Raw genomic sequence first — 23,423 nt, 5'->3', positions numbered from 1 at the left:
GGTGTTTCGTGGCACTCTAGGCAGGCACACCAAGAGCCGCCTAGCATGTCCAGTCTCACCGCCACCTTCAGCCCAGCCACCGGCCTGTCAAACCCTCACCTGCAGACACTGTGGGGCCCGCTCTGGCGCAGGCTTCCAAGCCTTGAGCGCAGCCGCGAGCGCCTGTGGCTGACCGACGGCGACTTCCTCGACATGGACTGGCATGGTCCGCATCAGGCTGACACGCCGCTGGTGCTGGTATTGCACGGACTGACCGGCTCCTCCGACTCCCCGTACGTAAAAGGTCTGCAGCAAGCGCTGCAGGCGTTTGGCTGGGCCAGCGTTGCACTGAACTGGCGGGGCTGCTCCGGCGAGCCGAACCTGCTTGCTCGCAGCTACCACTCCGGCGCCAGCGAAGATCTTGCCGAAACCATCCGCCATCTGCGCGCGCTACGACCGCTGGCGCCGCTGTATGCCGTGGGCTACTCGTTGGGCGGCAACGTGCTGTTGAAGTACCTGGGCGAAAGCGGTTCGGCCAGCCAGCTTGAAGCAGCGGTGGCGGTGTCGGTGCCGTTTCGTCTGGATCAGTGCGCCGATCGCATCGCCATAGGCTTCAGCAAGGTCTACCAGGCGCACTTCATGCGCGAGATGCTGGCTTACGTGCAGGACAAGCAGCGGCACTTCCAGGCCCGGGGCCACAGCGAAGGGCTGGCCGCGCTGGAGCGCCTCGGGCCGCTACGCAACCTGAGGACCTTCTGGGATTTCGATGGCCGAGTGACCGCACCGCTCAACGGCTTCAGCGATGCCCACGACTACTACCGCCACGCCTCGAGCCGCTATTACCTGGGGGAAAACCGCACACCGACACTGATCATCCACGCGCAGGACGATCCGTTCGTGTTCGACCACAGCCTGCCAGCACCGCAGGAGCTGGCGCCGCAGACGCACTTCGAGTTGCACCGCCGCGGCGGACATGTGGGCTTTGTAGAGGGCAGCCTGCGCAATCCGGGCTACTACCTTGAGCGCCGGATTCCGCAGTGGCTGCTGGAGGGCCGCTAGCGCTTCGCTGCCTCAATCGCCAGTGGCGACACCGTGCCTGGAATCGTTGATCCACTCGCTCCAGGACCCGGCATACAGGCGCCCCAACGGGTATCCCGCCAGCGCCAGCGCAAACAGGTTATGGCAAGCCGTCACACCGGATCCGCAATAGGCGACCAACTGCTCCGGCGCACGCCCTGCCAGCTTTTCGGCGAAGCGCTGCTTTAGCTGCTCGGCTGGCAGGAAACGCCCATCTGCACCCAGGTTGTCAGTGAACGCTGCACACTGCGCACCAGGAATATGCCCAGCGACAGGATCGATCGGCTCGACTTCGCCGCGAAAACGCGGCAAGGCGCGGGCATCGATCAATGTCAGGTCGGCGCTGCCCAGACGCATGTCCAGGTGCTCGGCATCGATCAGCAGCTTCGCATCGGCCTCGCCTGTGAAGTTGCCCTCGCGCTGCACCGGCGGATCCAGGCTCAGCGGCAGATGCGCCGCGTGCCAGGCCTTGAGGCCGCCGTCGAGGATGAACACCGCGTTGCGCTTGCCCAACCAGGCCAGCAGCCACCAGGCGCGGGCAGCGAAGGCACCGGGACCGTCGTCGTACAGCACCACCTGGCTATCATTGTCCAGGCCCCACTCGCGCAGGCGCTCAACCAGGCGGCGCGGCTCAGGCAATGGATGACGGCCAGTCTGCCCCTTGACCATAGGCCCGCTCAGGTCGCGCTCCAGGTCCGCGAAATGCGCACCGGCGATATGCCCCTCGGCATAGCTGCGCTGGCCGTAATCCACGTCTTCCAGGGCAAAGCGACAGTCGAGGATCACCAGCCCCGGCGAGTCCAGACGCTCGGCCAGCTGCTGCGGGGTGATCAGTTGCGCAAGGGACATGACAATCTCCTATCGATGGCACGAAAGGCCCGGATCAGTGTTCCAGGGCCTGGTTGAACGGAACGTGAAATTCATCGCACAGCGCATCCACGGCAGCGCGGGAGCCAGCGGTGACGAACCCCAGCTCCAGCACCAATACCTGATAGACGCCACGCTTGAAGGCTTCTTCACCCATATGCGCAGAGTGCTCGCGGGTGGTGCTGAGAAAACGCACCCAGGAGGTGAGCACGATCCAGGCATTGATGGTCAGCGACTCGATCTGGGTCGGCAGCATATCCAGGATGCCCGCTTCGACGAAGCCACGATAGATCGCCTGGCCCTGCTGCAGGCACCGCTGGGAGAAACGCCGGTAACGTGCGGCCAGCTCTGGATCACTCTCCAGCAGATGCTCGAGATCGCGGTGCAGGAAGCGGTAGTTCCACATCGCCGCAAGCAGTGCCTTGAGGTAGAAACGCTTGTCCTCGACCGTGGCTGCTCGGCCTTGGGGCGGGCGCAGGAAGCTGTCCACCAGCTCTTCGTACTGGCTGAACAGCAACGCGATGATCGCCTGCTTGTTGGGGAAGTGGTAGTACAGGTTGCCGGGAGAGATTTCCATGAACGCGGCAATGTGATTGGTGCTGACGCTGCGCTCGCCTTGCTGGTTGAACAGTTCGAGGCTGCTTTGCACGATGCGCTCACGGGTCTTCATGCGCGGGGCCATGCGGGTATCCAGGTCTGCGGGCTTCGAATGACGAGCCATCTTACGGTTTATTCCACGGGCGGTGCACCCCGCCAACGTTCACAGATCGAGGCCGATTAGAGTATAAGCTCAACAAATCGCCCCTCTGCGCGGAGCTGCCATGCGTTCGTCCACAACCATGCCTCTTGAGCCATCCGACCTTGTTCTCGAGCGGTTGTTCACCGCGCAAACTCAGGCCTTCGCAGCCAATCCCATGCCGCCGGCCGCGCAGCGCATTCAGTGGCTGAAGAGCCTGCGTGAGGCCCTGGTTGCACAGCAACAGGCGCTGATCGAGGCCATCGATGCGGACTTCGGCGGGCGCAGCGCCGATGAAACCCTGTTGGCCGAGCTGCTGCCTTCAGTGCAGGGCCTGCGCCACTCCGAGCGCCATGTGCGGCGCTGGATGAAACCTGCCCGGCGGCGCGTTGGCCTGGCCTTCCAGCCGGCCAGCGCGCGAGTGCTGGCGCAGCCACTGGGGGTGGTGGGCATCATCGTGCCGTGGAACTACCCGCTGTTTCTGGCTATCGGCCCGTTGACCGGTGCCCTGGCGGCGGGTAACCGGGTCATGCTCAAGCTCAGCGAAGCCACGCCGCGCGCCGGCGAAGCCCTCAAGCATTTACTCGAGCAGGTATTCCCCGCCGACCTCGTCTGCGTTGTGCTGGGCGAGGTCGAAGTCGGCCAGGCCTTTGCCCGCCTGCCCTTCGACCACTTGCTGTTCACCGGCGCCACCAGCATCGGCCGCCAGGTCATGCTGGCCGCTGCACACAACCTCACGCCGGTCACGCTCGAGCTGGGCGGAAAGTCGCCAGCCATCGTCTCCCACGACGTGCCACTGGCCACTGCCGCCGAGCGCATCGCCTTCGGCAAGACCCTCAATGCCGGGCAGACCTGCGTGGCTCCCGATTACGTGCTGGTCCCGCGTCAGCGTCTGGACGACTTCGCCCAGGCCTATCGACGGGCGGTGCAGCGCCTCTTCCCACGCATCGCAGACAACGCCGACTACAGCGCGATCATCAATTCGCGCCAGTTGCAGCGCCTCGAACGCCTGCTCGCCGACGCCCGTGACAAAGGCGCCCAAGTGCTCGACCTGTACCCCGACGAGCCGCGCCAGGGCCGCAGGCTGCCTCCCCATCTACTGCTTGATGTAAACGACGACATGCAGGTGATGCAGGACGAGATCTTCGGCCCAGTGCTGCCGCTGGTTGCCTATGACGAGCTGGATGAGGCGCTGGCCTACATCAATCAGCGCCCACGCCCGCTGGCGCTGTACTACTTCGGTTACGACCGCAGCCAACAGGCGCGGGTGCTGCAGCACACCCACTCCGGCGGCGTATGCCTGAACGACACCCTGCTGCACGTCGCCCAGGACGACTTGCCTTTCGGCGGCATCGGCCCATCTGGCATGGGTCATTACCATGGTCGCGAAGGTTTCCAGACCTTCAGCAAGGCCAAGGCGGTACTGGCCAAACAGCGCATCAACGCCGCCCGGCTGATCTACCCGCCTTACGGAAAAGCCCTGCAGCGCCTGGTATACAGGCTTTTCATCCGCTGAGCGCAGAGGGTGCATGACAGCCAATAGCCGCACTGTCTATAGTGCCATCTTCCAGTCGCATGACTTGGCCGGGCAGCAGTCGCTGCGCTACCATCCGACTCCCCAACGCACTCCAGCCAGGATGACGCGATGAACCGAGTGTTGTACCCGGGTACTTTCGACCCGATTACCAAAGGCCATGGTGACCTGGTCGAGCGCGCCTCGCGGTTGTTCGATCACGTGATCATCGCCGTGGCGGCCAGCCCCAAGAAGAACCCCCTGTTCCCGCTGGAACAACGGGTCGAGCTGGCCCGCGAGGTCACCAAGCACCTGCCAAATGTCGAAGTCATCGGCTTCTCCTCTCTGCTGGCACACTTCGCCAAGGAGCAGGGCGCCAATGTGTTCCTGCGGGGGCTGCGCGCGGTGTCCGACTTCGAGTACGAGTTCCAGCTGGCGAACATGAACCGTCAACTGGCGCCGGACGTCGAGAGCCTGTTCCTCACGCCGTCGGAGCGCTACTCGTTCATTTCCTCGACGCTGGTCCGCGAGATTGCGGCGCTGGGCGGTGATATCACCAAGTTCGTCCACCCGGCGGTGGCCGAGGCGCTGACCATACGCTTCAAGAAGTGATCGCAGCGGCCTGAGTTCGGCTTTGTACGCCACGTCGCCAAGCGGCACTTGCGCGACAAAGCCTCGCGCCCGCGTGCACTGCGGGCGTTAATGCGGCACAATTATGCCCATTGCTTTGATACATGCCCGGGCGCCGAGCCCCGGCCGGAGTCCCAATGTCCCTGATCATCACCGACGATTGCATCAACTGCGACGTCTGCGAACCCGAGTGCCCGAACGCCGCCATCTCGCAAGGCGAAGAGATCTACGTGATCGACCCGAACCTCTGCACCCAGTGCGTGGGCCATTATGACGAACCCCAGTGCCAGCAAGTTTGCCCGGTCGACTGCATCCCGCTGGATGAAGCCCATCCGGAAACAGAAGACGAGCTGATGGCCAAATACCGCCGGATCACCGGCAAGGCCTGATGCCGTTCGTCGCCGCGATTCGCCGCGCATTGCTCGGCGCCGCACTGGCGCTGCTGGCTACCGCCGCCCTGGCGGACGGGCCCGGGCGCGCTGCCATAGCCAGCCCCCATGCCGAGGCCACGGCAGCGGCGCGACAAGTTCTGGAACAGGGCGGTAACGCCTTCGATGCCGCCATCGCCATCAGCGCCACGCTGGCGGTGGTCGAGCCCTATGGATCGGGGTTGGGCGGCGGCGGTTTCTTCCTGCTGCGCGAACAGTCCGATACTGCGCACTACCGCTTCCTGGATGCCCGCGAGCGCGCGCCGGGCGCCTCCACCCCGGACATGTACCTGGAAGACGGCAAGGTCCGGCAGGGCCTATCGATCAACGGTGCGCTGGCGGCCGCCATCCCAGGTCTGCCCCAGGCCCTGGCAGATCTCGCTGCAACCCACGGCAAATTGCCGCTCAGGGACAGCCTCGCGCCAGCCATCCGCCTCGCCAACCAAGGCTTTGCCGTCGACCGCATCTACCGCGATCGCGCGACCATGCGCCTGAACGCGCTGCGTGACGACCCGGAAAGCGCCCGGCTGTTCCTGCGCGAGAACCAGGTCCCTGCCCTGGGCACCCTGATCCGCCAGCCGGAACTGGCCGCAACGCTGCAGGCAATGGCGGATCAGGGGCGGGACGGCTTCTACCGCGGGGCGGTTGGCCGCAAGCTCGTCGAGGGTGTGCGCCGCGCTGGCGGTGTCTGGACCCTCGACGATCTCGCAGGCTACCGCACGGCCTGGCGCCAGCCACTGCGCTATCCCCTGGCAGGCCAGCGCGAACTGATCAGCAGCCCACCGCCGTCTGCCGGCGGCGTGGCCTTGGCCCAGAGCCTGGCGATGCTCCAGCGCCTGCCGTGGCAGGGCGCAGAGCCCGTGCAACGCACTCACTACGTGGTAGAAGTCCTGCGCCGCGCCTACCGCGATCGCGGCTTGCTCGGCGACCCGGACTACGTCACCAACCCCATCAACCGCCTCCTGGCGCGCCAGTACCTGAGCGGGCTCGCCGACAGCATCGACGTGCACGATGCCACGCCCAGCAGCGCCCTGCCCCCCGCACCCGCGTGGCGCGAGGGCGACCACACCACCCACTTCAGCGTGATCGACGCTGCGGGCAATGCCGTATCGGCCACACTGTCGGTCAACCTGCCCTTTGGCGCAGCCTTTACCGTACCCGGCAGCGGCGTGGTGCTGAACAACGAGATGGACGATTTCGCCGCCGACCCCACTGGCAGCAACAGCTACGGCCTGGCCGGCAGCCAGGCCAATGCGGTGGCCGCGGGCAAGCGTCCGCTGTCGAGCATGAGCCCAAGCTTCATCGAGAGCCCGTCACAGTTCGCCAGCTTCGGCACGCCCGGCGGTAGCCGGATCCCGAGCATGGTGCTGCTGTCGATGCTCGGCTTCCTCGAAGGGCGACCAGTGAGCGAATGGCCAGCGATCCCGCGCTATCACCATCAGTACCTGCCAGATGTGATCGAGCACGAGCCCAACACCTTCGACGATGAGCAGAAGGCCGCGCTGCGTGCACGCGGGTACGCGCTCAAGGACGTGCAGCGCAGCTATGGGAACCAGCAGGTGTTGTACTGGGACAAACGGGCCGGGACGCTCGAGGCAGCCAGCGACCCGCGTGGTGTCGGTGAGGCCGCAGTGCTGGAGTGACCAGCAAAGCTGGCGGCAAATGGGTGTTCGCAGAACGACTATCAGCGCTGACAGCGCGGGCAGAACACGCTTGCGCGCTGCCCCAGCTTCACGTCCCGCAGCTCGGTCCCGCACACCTTGCAAGCCTCGCCACCCCGTCCATAGACGAACAACTCCTGCTGGAAGTACCCCGACTGCCCGTCGCCGCCGATAAAGTCGCGCAACGTGGTGCCACCACGTTCGATGGCCGCCGCCAGCACGCGCTTGATCTCGATCGCCAGCTTCAGATAACGCGCCCGGCTGATCCCGCCCGCTTCGCGGCGTGGATCGATGCCCGCGGCGAACAGCGCCTCGGTGGCGTAGATATTGCCCACCCCCACCACCACGGCGTTGTCCATGATGAACGGCTTGACCGCCATCGACCGCCCGCGTGACAGCTGGAACAACCGCTCGCCGTCGAACAGGTCGGTCAACGGCTCCGGCCCCAGGCGCACCAGCAGCTCGTGACCAAGCGGATCCTGGCTCCAGAGCATGGCGCCGAACCGACGCGGGTCGGTGTAGCGCAGCATCAGCCCCGACTCCAGCTCGATGTCCACATGCTCATGCTTGGCCGCCGGCAGGCCGAGCTCGACCAGCCGCAGGTTGCCAGACATCCCCAGGTGGCTGATCAAGGTGCCAACCTCGGCGTTGATCAGCAGGTACTTGGCCCGCCGCTCGACGCTGACGATGCGCTGCCCCGACAGGCGCACATCCAGATCCTCGGGGATCGGCCAGCGCAGGCGCCGATCACGCACCACCACGCGGCTGACCCGCTGGCCTTCCAGGTACGGCGCGATCCCGCGCCGCGTGGTCTCGACTTCAGGCAACTCAGGCATGGATCAGTGGCCACTCATTTCACGGATATTCTGCTTGAGGCTCTCGAAGTCGTACTCCGACAGCCCGATGTAGTCCAGCACCAGCGGCCCGACGACATTCCACTCGTGGTCGACGCTCTGGTTGCCCAGCACGCGGTACGACGCACAAATGTGTTCGGCCATTTTCAGCACCGCCAGCAGATTCTTGAGCTGGGTCTGGGTGTTGCGCGAAGACTCGTCGCGGAACACCGCCAGGGCGTTGTGGTGGTTGGCGATGGCCGCGCTGATGTGTTCCGGCAGGCGCCACGACTTGGCGGTGAAGTAGCCGACCACCGAGTGGTTGGTGTTGAAGGCACGATTCTCGGTATCGACCACCCGTACCTCTTCGCCGGCCTTGGCGTAGGCGTCTTCCAGCACCTCCATGTACGTGGGGAAGCGCTTGAGCATGAGCGGCACGCCGCAGTCATGGAACAGGCCAAGGGTGTAGGCCTCGTCCACCGCCTGGATGCCGGTGCGCTTGGCCAGGGTCAGGCAGGTCATCGCGACGTCCTGGGCAGTGTCCCAGAAGCGGTTGAGGGTAACGATGGTTTCGTCGCTCATCTCGCCCTTGATCGACTGGGCATTGATCAGGTTGATGATCGAGCGGCTGCCCAGCAGGTTCACGGCGCGCTGGATCGAGCCGATCTTGTTGGCCAACCCGAAATGCGGGGAGTTCACCAGCTTGAGCAGCGCACCGGCCAGACCAGGATCCTGCGCGATCAGCTTGGCGATCGTCTCCAGGTCCGGGTCGGGCATGTATTGCTCGAACTGCAGGTCCACCATGATCTGCGGCTGCGGCGGAATGGTGATGCCTTGCAAGGCTTGCTGGATCTGTTCGGCGGAAAGTTCCTGGGACATGGGTACACACTCGGAAATGACGAGAGATTCTAACCCTGTACTCCTGCAGGGCACCAACCACTGGATCGTTCCCTGGACGGTTAACTTTAGCCGCGAGGGAGCCGACACTTCATCCACCCCACCAGCGAACCCCGGGCCAACGCGGTATACTCCCGCTCTTTTTTCCGGAGCGACGTCATGTCCCTGCCCAGCCTTCGCCTCAAAGCCAATGCCGACCGCCGCCTGCGCGCCGGCCACCTGTGGGTCTACAGCAACGAGGTCGACGTTGCCGCCACTCCGCTGCAAGGCCTGAAGGCCGGTCAACAGGCGATCCTCGAGGCAGCCAACGGCAAGCCACTGGGCGTGGTGGCGGTGAGCCCGAACAACCTGATCTGCGCGCGCCTGCTGTCGCGCGACGCCAAGCTGCCGCTGGACAAGTCGCTGCTGGTGCACCGCCTGAACGTCGCCCTGTCGCTGCGCGAACGCCTGTTCGACAAGCCCTGCTACCGCCTGGTCTACGGCGACTCCGACCTGCTGCCGGGCCTGGTGGTCGACCGCTTCTTCGACATTCTCGTGGTGCAGCTGGCCTCGGCCACCATGGAGGCGCACAAGGATGATGTGATCGCCGCGCTGGTGCAGGTACTCAAGCCCAGCGGCATCCTGTTCAAGAATGACTCCGCTGCGCGCGATGCCGAAGGCCTGGAGCGCTATGTCGAGACCGTCTACGGCGAAGTACCCGACTGGGTCGCGCTGGAAGAGAACGGCGTGAAGTTCGAAGCGCCGGTGCGTGAAGGCCAGAAGACCGGCTGGTTCTACGACCACCGCATGAACCGTGCGCGCCTGGCGCCCTACGTCAAGGGCAAGCGCGTGCTCGACCTGTTCAGCTACATTGGTGGCTGGGGCGTGCAGGCCGGGGCCTTCGGCGCCAGCGAAGTGTTCTGCGTCGATGCCTCGGGCTTCGCTCTGGATGGCGTCGAGCGCAATGCCGCGCTCAACGGCATCGCCGAGAAGCTGACCTGCATCGAGGGCGACGTGTTCGAGGCGCTGCGCGAGCTCAAGGCCGCCGAAGAGCGCTTTGACGTGATCATTGCCGACCCACCCGCCTTCATCAAGCGCAAGAAAGACCTGAAGAACGGCGAGGCTGCCTACCGTCGTCTCAATGAGCAGGCCATGCGCATGCTCAACAAGGACGGCATCCTGGTCAGCGCTTCGTGCTCGATGCACCTGCCCGAAGATGACCTGAACAACATCCTGCTGACCAGCGCCCGTCACCTGGACCGCAACCTGCAACTGCTCGAGCGCGGCGGCCAGGGGCCGGATCACCCGGTGCACCCGGCGATCGCCGAGACCCGCTATATCAAGAGCATCACCTGCCGGTTGCTGCCCAACAGCTGACCCACCCAACCGGGGCTGGTCTACAGCCCCAAGTCATACGGCTTGCGATGATTGCTGACACTTGTTCCGGCAATCAGCAAGCCCCCGGGGAGTCGGCAATGCTGCTGCCCTTGTAGCGTCTCCTCAGATATCCAGCACCATCGACGCGATGCCAAAGTAGATCAACACCCCCACGGCATCGGCAATCGAGGTCACCAGCGGCCCGCTGGCCGTCGCCGGGTCAAGTTTCAGGCGACTGAGCATGAATGGCAGGCTCATGCCGATGAGGCTGCCGATCAGCACGATCACCAACATGCTGCTGGCCACGATCAGTGCGATTTCCGGGCCGCCGCGCAATACCCCCAACGAAGCGACAGCCACTGCCATGGTCCCGCCCAGGGCAAGCGCAACACCGCACTCGCGCGTGAGCATGCGCAACCAGTCACGCAGCACCACCTCGCCCGTGGCCAGGCCGCGCACCATCAGGGTTGCCGACTGGGCGCCGGCATTGCCGCCGCTGTCTACCAGCAACGGCAGGAAGAACACCAGGGCGATATGGGCGGCAATGGTGTCCTCGAACGCGGCGATTCCCGCACCTGAAAACAGGTTGCCGAATACCAGCAGCACCAGCCACAGCACGCGTTTGCGGTACATCAGGCTGACGGTTGCATCCTTGAGATTGCCGATGTGATTGGTGATCGATGCGCCCTTGTGAAAGTCTTCGGTAGCCTCCTCCACCATCACATCCAGCGCTTCGTCGCAGGTGACGATCCCCACCAGCCGCCCCAGCTCGTCGAGCACCGGTACCGCCAGCAGATCGTGATCGCCAATCAGCCGCGCAACCTCTTCCTGACGGGTCGCCGTGGTCACGCAGATCACCTGCCGCACCATGATGGCCTCGATAGGCTGGTCGGGCGGCGCCAGGATCAGTTCACGCAGCGATAGCGTGCCGAGCAGATTGCGCTGGGCATCGAGAACATAGGATTGATAGATGGTTTCGGCGTCGGCGGCTTCGCGCCGCAGCATATCGATGGCCTGGCGCGCGCTCAGTCCACTGTCCAAGCTGGAGTATTCGCTGATCATCAGCGCGCCGGCGCTGCCGTCTTCGTACAGTGCGTGCTGCAGGAGTCGATCGCGTCGGGCCTGGGCCGCCTGGCGCAAGTCGAGGGGTGTGGCGAGGGTGTCGGTTGGTTGTTGCATGGGAGGTTCTCCAGGCGCCGAAGCAGGCGCCCGCAGACCTCAGCCACGCGGGCTCAAGCCTCCGGATGCCCTGGCGACGGTGCGCTCAGTGCCAGATTGCAGGTTCGCGATGAACTGAAACTGGGAAGGTCCATTGAGGGGCTTGGCTCGTGAAGCCGCACATGCGGCGCGGGGATGATAGGTGCAGCGAGATCCGGAAAATACCGCCAGGACGGCATTTGGGAGATGTCCTACATCACCCTGCCCAAATGACGAAAAGCACCGTCCAGACACATCGTCATTCCCTCGTCGCGCCAGCGGTGTAGAATCGGCCTATTCATCGCCAGACATCCCCAGGCGGGTTTATGAGCTCTGGCCAAGCACGCGGCGATCCCGCGCTGTCTTCGGCCCCATCCGTGCCAGCGGCAACCGGCCTTCGGCGCAAAGGACAAGAGAAGCTCACTCCCCTTTCCAGAGACCTGATCAAGCCGCCAGGAGTGCTTCATGCCTGATTATCGTTCCAAGACTTCCACCCAGGGCCGCAACATGGCGGGTGCCCGCGCACTGTGGCGCGCCACCGGGATGAAGGACGAAGACTTCAAGAAACCGATCATCGCCATCGCCAACTCGTTCACCCAGTTCGTCCCGGGCCACGTGCACCTGAAGGACCTGGGCCAGCTGGTCGCCCGCGAGATCGAGCGCGCCGGTGGCGTGGCCAAGGAATTCAACACCATCGCCGTCGACGACGGCATCGCCATGGGCCACGACGGCATGCTGTACTCGCTGCCGAGCCGCGAGATCATCGCCGACGCCGTCGAGTACATGGTCAACGCCCACTGCGCCGACGCCATCGTCTGCATCTCCAACTGCGACAAGATCACACCCGGCATGCTGATGGCTGCCCTGCGCCTGAACATTCCGGTGATCTTCGTCTCCGGCGGCCCGATGGAAGCCGGCAAGACCAAGCTGGCCAGCCACGGCCTGGACCTGGTCGACGCCATGGTCATCGCTGCCGACTCGACCGCCAGTGACGAAAAGGTCGCCGAGTACGAGCGCAGCGCCTGCCCGACCTGCGGTTCGTGCTCCGGCATGTTCACCGCCAACTCGATGAACTGCCTGACCGAAGCCCTGGGGCTCGCCCTGCCGGGCAACGGCTCCACCCTGGCCACCCACGCCGACCGCGAGCAGCTGTTCCTTACCGCCGGACGCACCATCGTCGAGCTGTGCAAACGCTACTACGGCGAGAACGACGAGTCGGTACTGCCGCGCAACATCGCCAACTTCAAGGCGTTCGAGAACGCCATGATGCTCGACATCGCCATGGGCGGTTCGACCAACACCATCCTGCACCTGCTGGCTGCCGCCCAGGAAGCGGAGGTCGACTTCGACCTGCGCGACATCGATCGCCTGTCGCGCAAGGTGCCGCAGCTGTGCAAGGTGGCGCCGAACATCCAGAAGTACCACATGGAGGACGTCCACCGCGCCGGCGGCATCTTCAGCATCCTCGGCTCGCTGGCCCGTGGCGGCCTGTTGCACACCGACCTGCCGACCGTGCACAGCCGCAGCATGGAAGAAGCCATCGCCAAGTGGGACATCACCCAGACCGATGACGAAGCCGTGCACACCTTCTTCAAGGCTGGCCCGGCCGGTATCCCGACCCAGACCGCGTTCAGCCAGTCGACCCGCTGGGAAACCCTCGACGACGACCGCGAGAACGGCTGCATCCGCAGCTTCGAACACGCCTACTCGCAGGAAGGCGGCCTGGCCGTGCTGTACGGCAACATCGCCCTGGACGGTTGCGTGGTCAAGACCGCAGGCGTCGACGAGTCGATCCACGTGTTCGAAGGCACCGCGAAGATTTTCGAAAGCCAGGACAGCGCCGTGCGCGGCATCCTCGCCGACGAAGTGAAGGCCGGCGACATCGTGATCATCCGCTACGAAGGCCCGAAAGGCGGCCCGGGCATGCAAGAAATGCTCTATCCGACCTCGTACCTGAAGTCCAAGGGCCTGGGCAAGGCCTGCGCCCTGCTCACCGACGGCCGCTTCTCCGGCGGCACTTCGGGCCTGTCGATCGGCCACGCTTCGCCGGAAGCGGCCTCGGGCGGTGCCATCGGCCTGGTCAAGGACGGTGACAAAGTGCTGATCGACATTCCGAACCGCTCGATCAACCTGCTGGTCAGCGACGAAGAGTTGGCTGCACGCCGTGTCGAGCAGGACAAGAAGGGCTGGAAACCTGCCGAAGTGCGCCCACGCAAGGTGACCACTGCACTGAAGGCCTACGCCCTGCTGGCGACCAGCGCCGACAAGGGTGCTGTGCGGAACAAGGCGATGCTCGACGGGCTGTAAGGCTTTTAGGGCATGAATGAAAAACCGGCGCCTTGAGCGCCGGTTTTTTTATGCCTGTGGAAAAGTATTGGCCTCTTCGCGGGCAAGCCCGCGAAAAGGCCGGCATAGGCGCTACAACGCTTACTGAATCTGCTCCGGCGTCACGATCACCCAGTTCTTGTCCGCCGTCACCGGCAGCCCTTCCTTCGCTTGCGCCGCCGCATGCTTGGCGATCATTCCGTTCAGCTGGTCCATGTACTTGGCCTTGCGGTTTATCCACAGGTGAATGCCGCCCTTGCCCACGTCGACACCATGGAACTGCATGTAGCCGTCGCTGGTTGGCGTATCGCCGCCTACCAGCACCGGCCGCTTCCACTCATCGATGTAAGTCAGGATGGCCGCCTGCTTGCCGGCCATCCAGGTGGCCGGGGTCCACAGGTAGGGCGTCAACTCCAGGCCCTCGTTGGCCTTGGCATCATAGTGGCCTTCGCTGATCTGCTTGCGCGCCGTGGTCAGCTCGCCGCTGGCGCGGTCCTTGAGCAGCAGGCTGACGCCGATTACGTTCTGAGGCTTGACGTTGTAGCCGTACTTGGGATCGGACGCGACCATGCGCACCAGCTCCTCGGACGCGGCCGAGATCACATAGACCTCGATGCCGTTCTCCATCAGCTTGTTGTACAGCTCGGCCTGGCCGGTGAAGACCTTCGGCGGCTGCACCTCGATGGTCTTGACCTGATCGCCTTCGAAGTAGGTGCTGGGGACAGGCTTGTTCAAGGCCATCAGCTCATCGACCTGAACCTTCAGCTCCTTGAGCGTGAAGCCCGAGAACACCTGTGCCACCCAGGGGTAGCAGACCATGTCATCGATTTCGCACAGGCGATAGTAGTAGCTGAACAGGCTCTCCTTGTGCTCGGCGGTATCCTTGAACGGGATCAGCTTCAAAGAAGGGTCGAGCTTGTCACGAGTCAGCAGGCCTTTGTTCTCCATGAACGGCAGCAGCGCTTCCTCGAGGTCGTAGCGATAGCTGGTGTTGTCCATGTCGAAGACCGCGTAGTTACCCTTGTGGGCATTGGCAGCGATCATCGTGTCGAGCTGTTTGGCGGCCTCGGCGGGCCAGTGCTTGAGTTCGGTTGCCGCCCAGGTGCTGGCGCTGAGCAGCAGGGCGAGACCGCCCGCGAGAAGTTTCGGAGCAGACATCATGTGCGTTCTCCAGAGACATGGCCGCTGAAGCCTAGACCGCCTGCATGACAGGCAGACGTCTGGCACCGACCTCGAGAGAGCCCGAAACGGCATGTTCATTGCCAACTGCGACAGCGCGTTATTCCATTAGCGACTATCTAAATTACCTTTAGATATAAATTCGTTTCTTTTCAGACTGTTAGCATTTCCGTTCGCAATCGCTCACAGAGGCGATCCCTATTTTTGCTTCACGGAGCTTCAATGAACCTGCCGCTTTCCCTCAACCTGCTGGCATTCCTGGCCCTGCTGCTGGGCCTGGCGCAAACTCGCCGTACCGACTGGAGCCTGGCGAAAAAAGTGCTGCTTGGCCTGGTACTGGGCGTCCTGTTCGGGCTGGTGCTGCACAGCCTGTACGGCGCTGGCCATCCGGTGCTCAAGGCAACCATCGCCTGGCTCGACCTGGTCGGCAACGGCTATGTCGGCTTGCTGCAGATGATCGTCATGCCGCTGATCTTCGCCTCGATCCTCAGCGCTGTGGCACGCCTGCACAATGCCTCGGCCCTTGGCCGGATCAGCGTGCTGAGCATCGGTACCCTGCTGCTGACCACAGCCATCGCCGCACTGATCGGCATCGCCCTGACCAACCTGTTCGGCCTCAGTGCCGAGGGCCTGGTCGCCGGCGTCCAGGAAACAGCTCGCCTGCAAGCCATCAACAGCGACTACGCAGGCAAGGTCGCCGACCTCAACATCCCGCAACTGCTGCTGTCGTTCATTCCCAGCAACCCGGTGGGCGACTTGGCCCGGGCCAAGCCGACCTCGATCATCAGCGTGGTGATATTCGCCGTGTTTCTGGGCCTTGCCGCTCTGCAACTGATCAAGGACGACAAGGACAAGGGCGAGCGCGCCCTGTCGGCCATCGACGTGCTGCAGGCCTGGGTCATGCGCCTGGTGCGCCTGGTGATGAAGCTCACGCCTTATGGCGTCCTGGCGCTGATGACCAAGGTGGTGGCCAGCTCGAACCTCGATGACATCCTCAAGCTGGGCAGCTTCGTCGTGGTGTCGTACATCGGCCTGGGGCTGATGTTCGTGGTACACGGGGTGATCCTGGCGATCACTGGCGTCAGCCCGCTGCGCTTCTTCCGCAAGGTCTGGCCGGTGCTGACCTTTGCCTTCACCAGCCGCTCCAGCGCCGCCAGTATCCCGCTGAACATCGAGGCGCAGACTCGCCGCCTGGGCGTACCGCAGTCGATCGCCAGCTTCAGCGCATCGTTCGGCGCAACCATCGGCCAGAACGGCTGCGCCGGCCTGTATCCGGCAATGCTGGCGGTCATGGTGGCGCCGGCCGTGGGCATCGACACCTTCGATCCGCTGTGGATCGCTACCCTGGTGGCCATCGTCACCCTGAGCTCGGCGGGGGTTGCCGGGGTCGGTGGCGGCGCGACCTTCGCCGCGCTGATCGTGCTGCCGGCCATGGGCCTGCCGGTCGAGCTGGTGGCGCTGCTGATCTCGGTCGAGCCGCTGATCGACATGGGCCGTACTGCATTGAACGTGAACGGCTCGATGACTGCCGGCGTGGTGACCAGCCAACTGCTCAAGCAGACCGACCAGCAAGTGCTGGCCGGAGACGAGCATGCCGAGCTGAGTCACTCCTGAGCAACACTTGCCCTGTGGGAGCGGACGAACCCGCTTCCACAGAAAAAGCTCTAGGGTCTGTCTGAAATGTGTCTGCGCGAAGGCCAGACAAGGCGAAACGGGGCTCGGAAGCGCAGTGTACTGGAGTACATGAGCATTCCGAGCCTCGTTTCAACGCAGTATGGGCGAGTGCAGATACATTTCAGACAGAGCCTAACGCTTGTCCCACACCTCGAAGTGATAGACCGGCTTGCCTTCCTCGACCTGCCGCTCGGTCGATGCCAGCGTCCACTGCGCCGCGTCGAACGCCGGGAACCAGGCATCCCCTTCAGGCGCCAGCTCCACACGCGTCAGGTACATCCGGCTTACCAGCCCCTTCTCCAGCGCCTGCCCGTAGAGCTGCGCGCCGCCGATCAGCATCAGCTCACCAACCCCCTGCTCACGCGCCCACTGCTCGGCACGCACCACCGCTGCCTCCAGCGAGGCGAACACCTCGGCGCCCGCCAGCGTCAACCCAGGCTGGCGGCTGACGACGATGTTCAAGCGCCCCGGCAGTGGTCGCCCGAGCGAATCCCAGGTCTTGCGCCCCATGATGATCGGCTTGCCCAGGGTGGTGGCCTTGAAGTACTTGAAGTCCCCCGGCAGATGCCAGGGCATGGAGTTGTCGATGCCGATCACGCGGTTCTCGGCGAGTGCCGCGATCAGGCTGAGGGGAAGTGATGTGTTCATGACGGCGAGGATAGCACTCGGCACGTGGGTTATGCTTGGGCCTCGACCCGTGCAATGGAAGACCTTGTGACTGCACCGACCGAACTGGACAAACGCTGGCTCACCGAAGCGGTGCGCCTGCGTGAAGAACACGCCGGCCCCCTGGAAGACCAGGAAGCCAACCGTCGCGCGCGCCAGCAGGGCGGCGACCTGGCGGCACGTATCGAGCACCGCGCCCTGTGGCTGGCCGAGCGCGACGGCATGACCCAGGCCCTGCGCCATTGGAAGCAGGGTGCACGCCTGGCCCTGCTGGCCCTGATGATCGTCGCCATGCTCAGCGGCGCCGGCCTCGGCCTTGCGGCGCTGGGTGACGGCCAACGCCCGGTGAATGTGTTCTGGGCGCTGGGCAGCCTGCTGGGCCTGAACCTGGTGTTGCTGGTCGGCTGGGCCCTGGGCTTCTTCTTCGCAGGTGAGCAGGGCGCAACCCTGGGCCGGCTCTGGCTGTGGCTCAGCGAACGCTTCGCCCGTGATGCCAAGGCCGTGCACCTGGCCCCCGCCCTGCTGGTGCTGCTGCAGCGCAAGCGCCTCAATCGCTGGCTGCTCGGCCTGCTGGTACATGGCCTGTGGCTGCTGGCGATGAGCGCGGCGCTGGGCATGCTGCTGGCGCTGCTGGCGACCCGGCGCTACGGCTTCGTCTGGGAGACCACCCTGCTCGCAGCCGAACCCTTCATCGCCCTGACCAACGCCCTCGGCGCCCTGCCCTCGCTGCTGGGCTTCAGCATTCCCGACGAGAGCATGATCCGCGCCAGCGGCGCGACCCTGCCGAGCCTGGACATCGCCCGCCAGGCCTGGGCCAGTTGGCTGCTCGGCGTGGTGCTGGTATACGGCCTGCTGCCCCGCCTGCTGCTGGCGACCCTGTGCCTGTGGCGCTGGCGCCAGGGCCGCAGGCAACTGGCCCTGGATCTCAGCCTGCCAGGCCATGCACAACTGCGTGACGCGCTGATGCCGCGCAGCGAACGCATCGGTGTACAGGACGCCGCCCCCGAGCACCTGCCGCAGTTCGAGGCGGGCCAACTGGAAACTGGCAGCAGCGGCGCTCTGCTGGTGGGCCTGGAGCTGGATGACCAGCGCGCCTGGCCGCCCACGCTGCCAAGCACGGTGACCAACGCAGGCGTGCTCGACAGCCGCGAATCACGCAACAAACTGCTCGAACAACTCAGCCGCTTCCCACCGGCGCGCCTGGCCATCGCCTGCGACCCGCGCCGCTCGCCTGACCGTGGCAGCCTGGCGTTGCTCGCCGAGCTCGCGCGCAACGCAGGCGCCACGCGCATCTGGTTGCTCCAGGCCCTGCCCGGCCAGGCACTGGACGCCGCTCGCCTGGGCGACTGGCACGAAGCCCTCGACCGCCTTGGCCTGCACCACGCCGACACCTCGCCCCTGACCTGGCTGGAGCATGGCCATGACTGATCCGCTCAAGCTGGCCGTGGTCGGCCACACCAACGTCGGCAAGACCTCGTTGCTGCGCACCCTCACCCGCGATGTCGGCTTTGGTGAGGTCTCCCATCGCCCCAGCACCACCCGCCATGTCGAAGGCGCGCGGCTGTCGGTGGACGGCGAGCCCTTGCTCGAGCTCTACGACACCCCCGGCCTGGTAGACGCCATTGCCCTGCTCGACTATCTGGAGCGCCTGGAACGCCCCGGTGAACGCCTTGACGGCCCGGCCCGCCTGGAGCGCTTTCTCCAGGGTAGCGAGGCGCGCCAGCGCTTCGAACAGGAAGCCAAGGTGCTGCGTCAGTTACAGGCGAGCAATGCCGGCCTCTATGTGATCGATGCACGCGAGCCGGTACTGGCCAAGTACCGCGACGAGCTGGAAGTACTCGCCGGCTGCGGCAAGCCGCTGCTGCCCGTGCTCAACTTCGTCGCCAGCAGCCAGCACCGCGAGCCAGAATGGCGCGAAGCCCTGGCCCGCCTGGGGCTGCACGCGCTGGTGCGGTTCGACAGCGTGGCCCCGCCCGAGGACGGCGAGCGACGCCTCTACGAGAGCCTCGCCCTGCTGCTGGAGACATCGCGCCCCGCCTTGCAGCGCTTGATCGACGACCAGCAGGCCCAGCGCCTGGCCCGCCAGCACAGCGGCAAGCGCCTGATCGCTGAGCTCCTGCTCGACTGCGCCGCCTGTCGGCGCAGCGTCGAGGCGGAGCCTGCCGCTGAAGCCAAGGCCATCGAGGCGCTGCGTCAGGATGTTCGCCAACGTGAGCAGCGCTGTGTCGAGGCGTTGCTCAAGCTCTATGCCTTCCGTCGTGAAGACGCCAATGCCGGCGACCTGCCGTTGCTGGACGGTCGCTGGGGCGATGACCTGTTCAACCCCGAGACCCTGAAGCTGCTGGGCGTACGCCTGGGCAGCGGTGTCGCCGCCGGAGCCGCGGCCGGTGCGGGTGTCGATCTGCTGGTCGGTGGTCTGACCCTCGGCGCTGCCGCGCTGGCGGGCGCCATTGCCGGAGGCGCACTGCAAACCGCGCGTAATTATGGATCGCGGTTGCTGGGCAAGCTCAGGGGCCAGCGTGAACTGACCGTGGATGACAGCGTGCTGCGGCTGCTGGCGCTGCGCCAACAGCAACTGATGCTGGCGTTGGACAGCCGTGGCCATGCTGCACAGGACAGGGTGCGGCTGGGCGAGCTGGATGAAAAGGCCTGGCGCGAGGGCAAATTGCCGGAGGCGTTGACCAAGGCGCGGGCGCATCCACAATGGTCGACGCTCAATCCGGGCGCACGGGTGAACCAGGCCGAGCGCCAGGAACAGCTTGAGGCATTGGTGTCACAGATCTGAAGCGCTCCCCTGTAAGAGCAACTGTCTTGCTCAAAAATCTGAGGCCTGCCCAATCCCGGTGGGAGAGACGGTTCGCCGCTGCGACTTGTCCCGCGATCACCGGCGTAGCCGGTGCCATGCATCGCGGTGTTCCTTTCGCGGGACAAGTCGCAGCGGCGAACCGCCTCTCCCACAGGGATTGGGCTGGTCTTTAGATTTTGAGCAAGACAGGTGCTCCTACGCGCTAACGAGTGCACCCAATCTCAGATCAAGGCCAACGCCTTCTCTTTCAACACCGTCATGTCCAGCACAGGCACCCCGACTTCCTTGGCCATCTCATCCCACTCACGCATGCGCAGGCTCACCGCAAACAGCGGAACACGCTCGAAGGCATCGGCCTCGGCATCGCTCATCACGCCCCCCTGGTAACCCAAGGTGCGCCGACTCGCCTCGCTCAGCCGTTCGCAGTATCCCGGCTTGCGCAAGGTCAGGTAGCGCTTGGCCTCGACGTGGAACTCCACCAATCGCGCCATGCGTTCGCCGAAGCCGCAACGGCGCAGGTACTCGGCGCCGATACGCTCATGGCTGACCACACCATAACCGCCCATGCTGGCGTCGCCACCGCACAGGTGGCCGATATCGTGGAAGAACGCAGCGAGCACCACCTCGTCGTCGAAGCCCTCCGCCATGGCCAGTTGCGCAGCCTGGGACATGTGCTCGATCTGGGTGATGGCCTCGCCGATGTAGTCGTCGGCGCCGTGGCGCTCATACAAGGCGAAGGTGTTGTCGATGATCTGGGCTGGAGTCGGCATGGCGGTAGGGTCCTGGCGTGGTGAGGATAGAACTGCTGAATGTCGTTCGACTTACTGCGCCGCCTTCTCCGACTTGCCGTCGTAGCGCTTGCGCCACTCGGCCAGGATCTGGTCGCGATGCTTCGACGCCCACGCAAAGTCGTTCTTGATCAGGCGTTGCTCGTAGTCGGCAGGCAGCTCCGTCTGCGGCTTGGCAATCCCAGGTGCGGCGAGTACGGCGAAGTTCTCCTTGTACAGCTCCATGGCCGCAGGGCTCGCCGAGAAATCGGCCAGGCGTCGCGCGGCATCGGCCTTAGGCGTGCCCTTGATCACCGCGGTGGCCTCGATTTCCCAGCCGAGCCCTTCCTTGGGCAGCACGATGTCCAGCGGCGCGCCCTGGCGCTTGAGCTGTACGGCCGGGTACTCGAACGAGATGCCGATCGGGAACTCGCCCGCCGCCGCCAACTTGCAGGGCTTGGAGCCGGAATGAACGTACTGGCCGATGTTCTGGTGCAGGGCATCCATGTAGGCCCAGCCCTGCGGTTCGCCGAAAGTCTGCAGCCAGGCGCTGACATCGAGGAAGCCGGTGCCGGAGGAGGCCGGGTTGGGCATGACGATCTTGCCCTTGTACTCAGGCTTGATCAGGTCCTGCCAACTCACGGGCTTGCTCAGGCCCTGCTTCTCGGCCTCGATGGTGTTGAAGCAGATCGTCGCGGCCCACACGTCCATCCCCACCCAGGCTGGCGGGTTGGCCGCGTCGCGGTAATTGGGTGCGATCTTGCCCAGGTCTTTCGGCGCGTAGGCATCAAGCATGCCGTTCTGATCGAGAATGGCCAGGCTCGAAGCCGCCAGGCCCCACACCGCGTCAGCCTGCGGGCGATCCTTCTCGGCCAGCAGCTTGGCGGTGATGATGCCGGTGGAGTCACGCACCCATTTGATCTCGATATCCGGGTTGGCCTTCTCGAAGGCCTGCTTGTAGCTCTTGAGCTGCTCGGCTTCCAGGGCGGTGTAGACGGTCAGCTGGGTGTCGGCCGCCGAGACCTGCAGGCTGAACACGGCAGATACGGCAGCAACAAGGGCAAGTGGCTTGAACATGAAGCAGCTCCTTTAGGTGGACAGTCGAATCAGGGTTTGGGCGCGCGCTGGCGCCAGGCCTGGGAGCGGCGCAACAGGCCGCGTGAAGCCCCCGCCAGCAGCAGCGAGGCCGTGGCACTGGTGAGCAGTATCAGCGTGGACATCGCCGCCGCACCGCCAACGTTGCCGGCATCGTCCATGTTCAGCACGGCGACGGCGGCCAGGATCGTGTCGGGGCTGTAGAGGAAGATCGCCGCCGACACCGTGGTCATCCCGGAAACGAACAGGTAGCGCACGATATCCAGCAGTGCAGGCAGGCAGATCGGTACGGTGACGCGCAGGTAATGCCGGTACAGCGGCGCCTTGAGCGACAGCGCAGCCGCCTCGAACTCACCATCGAGCTGGCGCAGCGCAGTGCTTGCGGTCATCTGGGCGGTGGTCAGGTAGTGGGCGATGGTGCAGACCACCAGCAGCGCCATGCTGCCGTAGAAGACATGCAGCGGGTTACCGGCGAGGTTGAAGAAGAACACGTAGCCCAGGCCCAGGACGAGTCCTGGCACCGCCATCGGTACGAAGCTGAGCAGGCGCAAGGCTTGGTTGAGCAGGCGCTGGCCTTGGGTTTTCTCCATCAGGTAGGTGCCGGTGAAGATCACCACGCTGCCGATCACGGCGCAGCACAGGGCCATGGTCACGCTGTTGCGGTAGGCCAGCCAGCCGCCACCGGCGGTCTCGTCGAACAGGTAGTGCTTGAACGAAAGCGTCAGGTTATAGGGCCAGAAGGTCACCAGCGACGAATACACCGCCATGCCGATCACACCCAGCAGCGCTGCGCAGACCAGCACCACGATGGTCAGGAAGCAGGCATCGCGACGACGCGAAGGCTGGGGCTCGAATACCTGCGCGCGCCCGCTCATCGCCTCGCCTTGGCGGCGGCGCAGCCAGGCATCGACGCTGAAGCTGAGCAGCGCCGGCACCAGCAGGACCATGCCGATCAGGGCGCCACGGCCGAACTGCTGCTGGCCGACTACCGCCTTGTAGGCCTCCAGCGCCAGTACCTGATAGTCGCCACCGACCACCACCGGCACACCAAAGTCAGTAATGGTCAAGGTGAACACCAGGCAGAACGCGGCGAACACCGCCTGGCGCGTGGCCGGCCAGGTGATGCTGCGAAACGCCCGCCATGGTCCGGCGCCCATGCTCGAGGCTGCGTCGAACAGCCGTGCATCGGCCAGCGACAGCGCTGACAACAGGATCATCAAGGCATGCGGGAAGGTGTAGATCGCTTCGCCAACCACGATCCCCCAGAACCCGTAGATGTTGTCGCTCAACAGCCCGCGCAGCAGGCCCTGGTTACCGAACAGGTAGACCAGCGCAATGGCCGGCAGCATCGACGGCGCCAGTAGCGGCAGCAGTGAAATCCCGCGCCATAGGCCCTTGGCCGGAATCAGCGTGCGTTGCAGGGCATAGGCGAACAAGTAGGCCAGTGGCACGACGATCAGCGCTACGCTGAAGGCCACCGCCAGGCTGTTGCCGAGCAGCCAGCGAAAGTTGTCGCTGGCAAACAGCTCGGCGGCCGCCTGCAGGCCACCGCCCTGGCCAGCCTCGCCGCTGAAACCACGCCAGAAGATGGCCAGCAGCGGCATCAGCACGGCCAGCAACAGCAGGAGCAACAGCAGGCTCTTGCCGCCGACGACGAACAATCGATCACCCAGGGCGACGCCACTGCGTGGTACGGCCTTGGCGGCGCTCACCGATACGCTCATGGACGCGGCCATC

General features: G+C 64.8%; 20 protein-coding genes. 10 read left to right on the top strand and 10 right to left on the bottom strand.

Features of this window, described 5'->3' with window-relative positions; all coding sequences use genetic code 11:
- Window positions 1–45 precede the first annotated feature (45 nt).
- Window positions 46–1,038 carry a hydrolase gene (locus APH44_RS02710; protein WP_054891156.1) on the top strand — a complete coding sequence of 331 codons (993 nt, stop codon included), beginning with the start codon at window positions 46–48 and terminating at the stop codon, window positions 1,036–1,038.
- A gap of 12 nt (window positions 1,039–1,050) precedes the next feature.
- On the opposite strand, the gene APH44_RS02705 is transcribed toward APH44_RS02710, so the two are convergent.
- On the bottom strand, window positions 1,051–1,905 hold the full coding sequence (locus APH44_RS02705; protein ID WP_054891155.1) for a sulfurtransferase: 855 nt from the start codon (window positions 1,903–1,905) through the stop codon (window positions 1,051–1,053).
- A 34-nt stretch (window positions 1,906–1,939) separates the two neighbouring features.
- Window positions 1,940–2,605 carry a TetR/AcrR family transcriptional regulator gene (locus APH44_RS02700; RefSeq protein ID WP_054891154.1) on the bottom strand — a complete coding sequence of 222 codons (666 nt, stop codon included), beginning with the start codon at window positions 2,603–2,605 and terminating at the stop codon, window positions 1,940–1,942.
- Between the two features lie 139 nt (window positions 2,606–2,744).
- Between APH44_RS02700 and APH44_RS02695 the strand changes: the two genes are divergently transcribed.
- From APH44_RS02695 to ggt, 4 genes are all read left to right on the top strand, one after another.
- A complete protein-coding gene (locus APH44_RS02695; RefSeq protein WP_054891153.1) occupies window positions 2,745–4,175 on the top strand; it encodes a coniferyl aldehyde dehydrogenase in 1,431 nt (476 codons plus the stop codon).
- A 129-nt stretch (window positions 4,176–4,304) separates the two neighbouring features.
- The gene (gene coaD, locus APH44_RS02690) at window positions 4,305–4,784 is read left to right on the top strand and encodes a pantetheine-phosphate adenylyltransferase (RefSeq protein WP_054891152.1); all 480 of its coding nucleotides are present in this window, start codon (window positions 4,305–4,307) and stop codon (window positions 4,782–4,784) included.
- A gap of 155 nt (window positions 4,785–4,939) precedes the next feature.
- Entirely contained in the window at window positions 4,940–5,191 is a 252-nt protein-coding gene (locus tag APH44_RS02685) for a YfhL family 4Fe-4S dicluster ferredoxin (protein WP_011531711.1), read from the top strand.
- Window positions 5,191–6,873 carry a gamma-glutamyltransferase gene (gene ggt / locus APH44_RS02680; RefSeq protein ID WP_054891151.1) on the top strand — a complete coding sequence of 561 codons (1,683 nt, stop codon included), beginning with the start codon at window positions 5,191–5,193 and terminating at the stop codon, window positions 6,871–6,873. The genes APH44_RS02685 and ggt overlap by 1 nt, the downstream gene beginning before the upstream one ends.
- Before the next feature lie 41 nt (window positions 6,874–6,914).
- On the opposite strand, the gene mutM is transcribed toward ggt, so the two are convergent.
- Window positions 6,915–7,727: a bifunctional DNA-formamidopyrimidine glycosylase/DNA-(apurinic or apyrimidinic site) lyase gene (gene mutM / locus APH44_RS02675; protein ID WP_054891150.1), complete on the bottom strand. Its 813-nt coding sequence runs from the start codon at window positions 7,725–7,727 to the stop codon at window positions 6,915–6,917.
- Between the two features lie 3 nt (window positions 7,728–7,730).
- Window positions 7,731–8,549, bottom strand: a complete 819-nt coding sequence (locus tag APH44_RS02670; protein WP_172964843.1) for an HDOD domain-containing protein — start codon at window positions 8,547–8,549, stop codon at window positions 7,731–7,733.
- 231 nt (window positions 8,550–8,780) lie between these two features.
- On the opposite strand from APH44_RS02670, the gene APH44_RS02665 reads away from it, so the two are divergent.
- Window positions 8,781–9,977 (top strand): class I SAM-dependent rRNA methyltransferase, encoded by a 1,197-nt coding sequence (locus tag APH44_RS02665; protein WP_054891148.1) that lies wholly within the window; start codon window positions 8,781–8,783, stop codon window positions 9,975–9,977.
- A 123-nt stretch (window positions 9,978–10,100) separates the two neighbouring features.
- Here the strand turns inward: APH44_RS02665 and mgtE are convergent, their stop codons facing one another.
- On the bottom strand, window positions 10,101–11,156 hold the full coding sequence (mgtE, locus tag APH44_RS02660; RefSeq protein WP_054891147.1) for a magnesium transporter: 1,056 nt from the start codon (window positions 11,154–11,156) through the stop codon (window positions 10,101–10,103).
- Window positions 11,157–11,639: 483 nt separating this feature from the next.
- Here mgtE and ilvD point away from each other — a divergent pair, with 483 nt between their 5' ends.
- Window positions 11,640–13,481, top strand: coding sequence for a dihydroxy-acid dehydratase (gene ilvD, locus APH44_RS02655; protein WP_054891146.1), 1,842 nt, complete (start codon window positions 11,640–11,642; stop codon window positions 13,479–13,481).
- 120 nt (window positions 13,482–13,601) lie between these two features.
- Here the strand turns inward: ilvD and APH44_RS02650 are convergent, their stop codons facing one another.
- A complete protein-coding gene (locus tag APH44_RS02650; protein WP_177339388.1) occupies window positions 13,602–14,657 on the bottom strand; it encodes a haloacid dehalogenase-like hydrolase in 1,056 nt (351 codons plus the stop codon).
- 243 nt (window positions 14,658–14,900) lie between these two features.
- On the opposite strand from APH44_RS02650, the gene APH44_RS02645 reads away from it, so the two are divergent.
- A complete protein-coding gene (locus APH44_RS02645; protein WP_054891144.1) occupies window positions 14,901–16,292 on the top strand; it encodes an L-cystine transporter in 1,392 nt (463 codons plus the stop codon).
- Between the two features lie 192 nt (window positions 16,293–16,484).
- Here the strand turns inward: APH44_RS02645 and APH44_RS02640 are convergent, their stop codons facing one another.
- On the bottom strand, window positions 16,485–17,000 hold the full coding sequence (locus tag APH44_RS02640) for a dihydrofolate reductase (protein WP_054891143.1): 516 nt from the start codon (window positions 16,998–17,000) through the stop codon (window positions 16,485–16,487).
- A gap of 54 nt (window positions 17,001–17,054) precedes the next feature.
- Here APH44_RS02640 and APH44_RS02635 point away from each other — a divergent pair, with 54 nt between their 5' ends.
- Together APH44_RS02635 and APH44_RS02630 are read left to right on the top strand one after the other, a co-directional pair.
- Window positions 17,055–18,446, top strand: coding sequence for a DUF2868 domain-containing protein (locus APH44_RS02635; RefSeq protein WP_054891142.1), 1,392 nt, complete (start codon window positions 17,055–17,057; stop codon window positions 18,444–18,446).
- Window positions 18,439–19,803, top strand: a complete 1,365-nt coding sequence (locus APH44_RS02630; protein ID WP_054891141.1) for a GTPase/DUF3482 domain-containing protein — start codon at window positions 18,439–18,441, stop codon at window positions 19,801–19,803. The genes APH44_RS02635 and APH44_RS02630 overlap by 8 nt, the downstream gene beginning before the upstream one ends.
- 242 nt (window positions 19,804–20,045) lie before the next feature.
- Here the strand turns inward: APH44_RS02630 and APH44_RS02625 are convergent, their stop codons facing one another.
- Genes APH44_RS02625 through APH44_RS02615 form a run of 3 tightly spaced genes read right to left on the bottom strand, consistent with a single transcriptional unit; the run spans window position 20,046 to window position 23,422 of the window.
- Window positions 20,046–20,594 carry a phosphonate degradation HD-domain oxygenase gene (locus APH44_RS02625; protein ID WP_054891140.1) on the bottom strand — a complete coding sequence of 183 codons (549 nt, stop codon included), beginning with the start codon at window positions 20,592–20,594 and terminating at the stop codon, window positions 20,046–20,048.
- Between the two features lie 51 nt (window positions 20,595–20,645).
- Complete coding sequence (locus APH44_RS02620) at window positions 20,646–21,668, bottom strand: putative 2-aminoethylphosphonate ABC transporter substrate-binding protein (RefSeq protein ID WP_054891139.1); 1,023 nt, start codon at window positions 21,666–21,668, stop codon at window positions 20,646–20,648.
- Between the two features lie 29 nt (window positions 21,669–21,697).
- On the bottom strand, window positions 21,698–23,422 hold the full coding sequence (locus tag APH44_RS02615) for a putative 2-aminoethylphosphonate ABC transporter permease subunit (RefSeq protein ID WP_054891138.1): 1,725 nt from the start codon (window positions 23,420–23,422) through the stop codon (window positions 21,698–21,700).
- Between the last annotated feature and the right edge of the window lies 1 nt (window position 23,423).

Origin of the sequence: Pseudomonas sp. NBRC 111143 (assembly GCF_001320965.1) — a bacterium.
GTDB lineage: Bacteria > Pseudomonadota > Gammaproteobacteria > Pseudomonadales > Pseudomonadaceae > Aquipseudomonas > Aquipseudomonas machongensis.
The sequence above is the reverse complement of the archived record's forward strand: the minus strand, read 5'-3'. Positions and strand labels throughout refer to the sequence as shown.

What these genes read in the sequence shown, in the direction of transcription:
- APH44_RS02695 (WP_054891153.1), top strand. Translation starts at nt 2,745, where the DNA reads ATGCGTTCGTCCACAACCATGCCTCTTGAGCCATCCGACCTTGTTCTC.
- APH44_RS02700 (WP_054891154.1), bottom strand. Translation starts at nt 2,605, where the DNA reads ATGGCCCCGCGCATGAAGACCCGTGAGCGCATCGTGCAAAGCAGCCTC.
- mgtE (WP_054891147.1), bottom strand. Translation starts at nt 11,156, where the DNA reads ATGCAACAACCAACCGACACCCTCGCCACACCCCTCGACTTGCGCCAG.
- APH44_RS02650 (WP_177339388.1), bottom strand. Translation starts at nt 14,657, where the DNA reads ATGTCTGCTCCGAAACTTCTCGCGGGCGGTCTCGCCCTGCTGCTCAGC.
- APH44_RS02705 (WP_054891155.1), bottom strand. Translation starts at nt 1,905, where the DNA reads ATGTCCCTTGCGCAACTGATCACCCCGCAGCAGCTGGCCGAGCGTCTG.
- APH44_RS02710 (WP_054891156.1), top strand. Translation starts at nt 46, where the DNA reads ATGTCCAGTCTCACCGCCACCTTCAGCCCAGCCACCGGCCTGTCAAAC.
- coaD (WP_054891152.1), top strand. Translation starts at nt 4,305, where the DNA reads ATGAACCGAGTGTTGTACCCGGGTACTTTCGACCCGATTACCAAAGGC.
- APH44_RS02685 (WP_011531711.1), top strand. Translation starts at nt 4,940, where the DNA reads ATGTCCCTGATCATCACCGACGATTGCATCAACTGCGACGTCTGCGAA.
- APH44_RS02630 (WP_054891141.1), top strand. Translation starts at nt 18,439, where the DNA reads ATGACTGATCCGCTCAAGCTGGCCGTGGTCGGCCACACCAACGTCGGC.
- APH44_RS02640 (WP_054891143.1), bottom strand. Translation starts at nt 17,000, where the DNA reads ATGAACACATCACTTCCCCTCAGCCTGATCGCGGCACTCGCCGAGAAC.
- APH44_RS02645 (WP_054891144.1), top strand. Translation starts at nt 14,901, where the DNA reads ATGAACCTGCCGCTTTCCCTCAACCTGCTGGCATTCCTGGCCCTGCTG.
- ggt (WP_054891151.1), top strand. Translation starts at nt 5,191, where the DNA reads ATGCCGTTCGTCGCCGCGATTCGCCGCGCATTGCTCGGCGCCGCACTG.
- APH44_RS02620 (WP_054891139.1), bottom strand. Translation starts at nt 21,668, where the DNA reads ATGTTCAAGCCACTTGCCCTTGTTGCTGCCGTATCTGCCGTGTTCAGC.
- ilvD (WP_054891146.1), top strand. Translation starts at nt 11,640, where the DNA reads ATGCCTGATTATCGTTCCAAGACTTCCACCCAGGGCCGCAACATGGCG.
- APH44_RS02665 (WP_054891148.1), top strand. Translation starts at nt 8,781, where the DNA reads ATGTCCCTGCCCAGCCTTCGCCTCAAAGCCAATGCCGACCGCCGCCTG.
- APH44_RS02635 (WP_054891142.1), top strand. Translation starts at nt 17,055, where the DNA reads ATGGAAGACCTTGTGACTGCACCGACCGAACTGGACAAACGCTGGCTC.
- mutM (WP_054891150.1), bottom strand. Translation starts at nt 7,727, where the DNA reads ATGCCTGAGTTGCCTGAAGTCGAGACCACGCGGCGCGGGATCGCGCCG.
- APH44_RS02615 (WP_054891138.1), bottom strand. Translation starts at nt 23,422, where the DNA reads ATGGCCGCGTCCATGAGCGTATCGGTGAGCGCCGCCAAGGCCGTACCA.
- APH44_RS02625 (WP_054891140.1), bottom strand. Translation starts at nt 20,594, where the DNA reads ATGCCGACTCCAGCCCAGATCATCGACAACACCTTCGCCTTGTATGAG.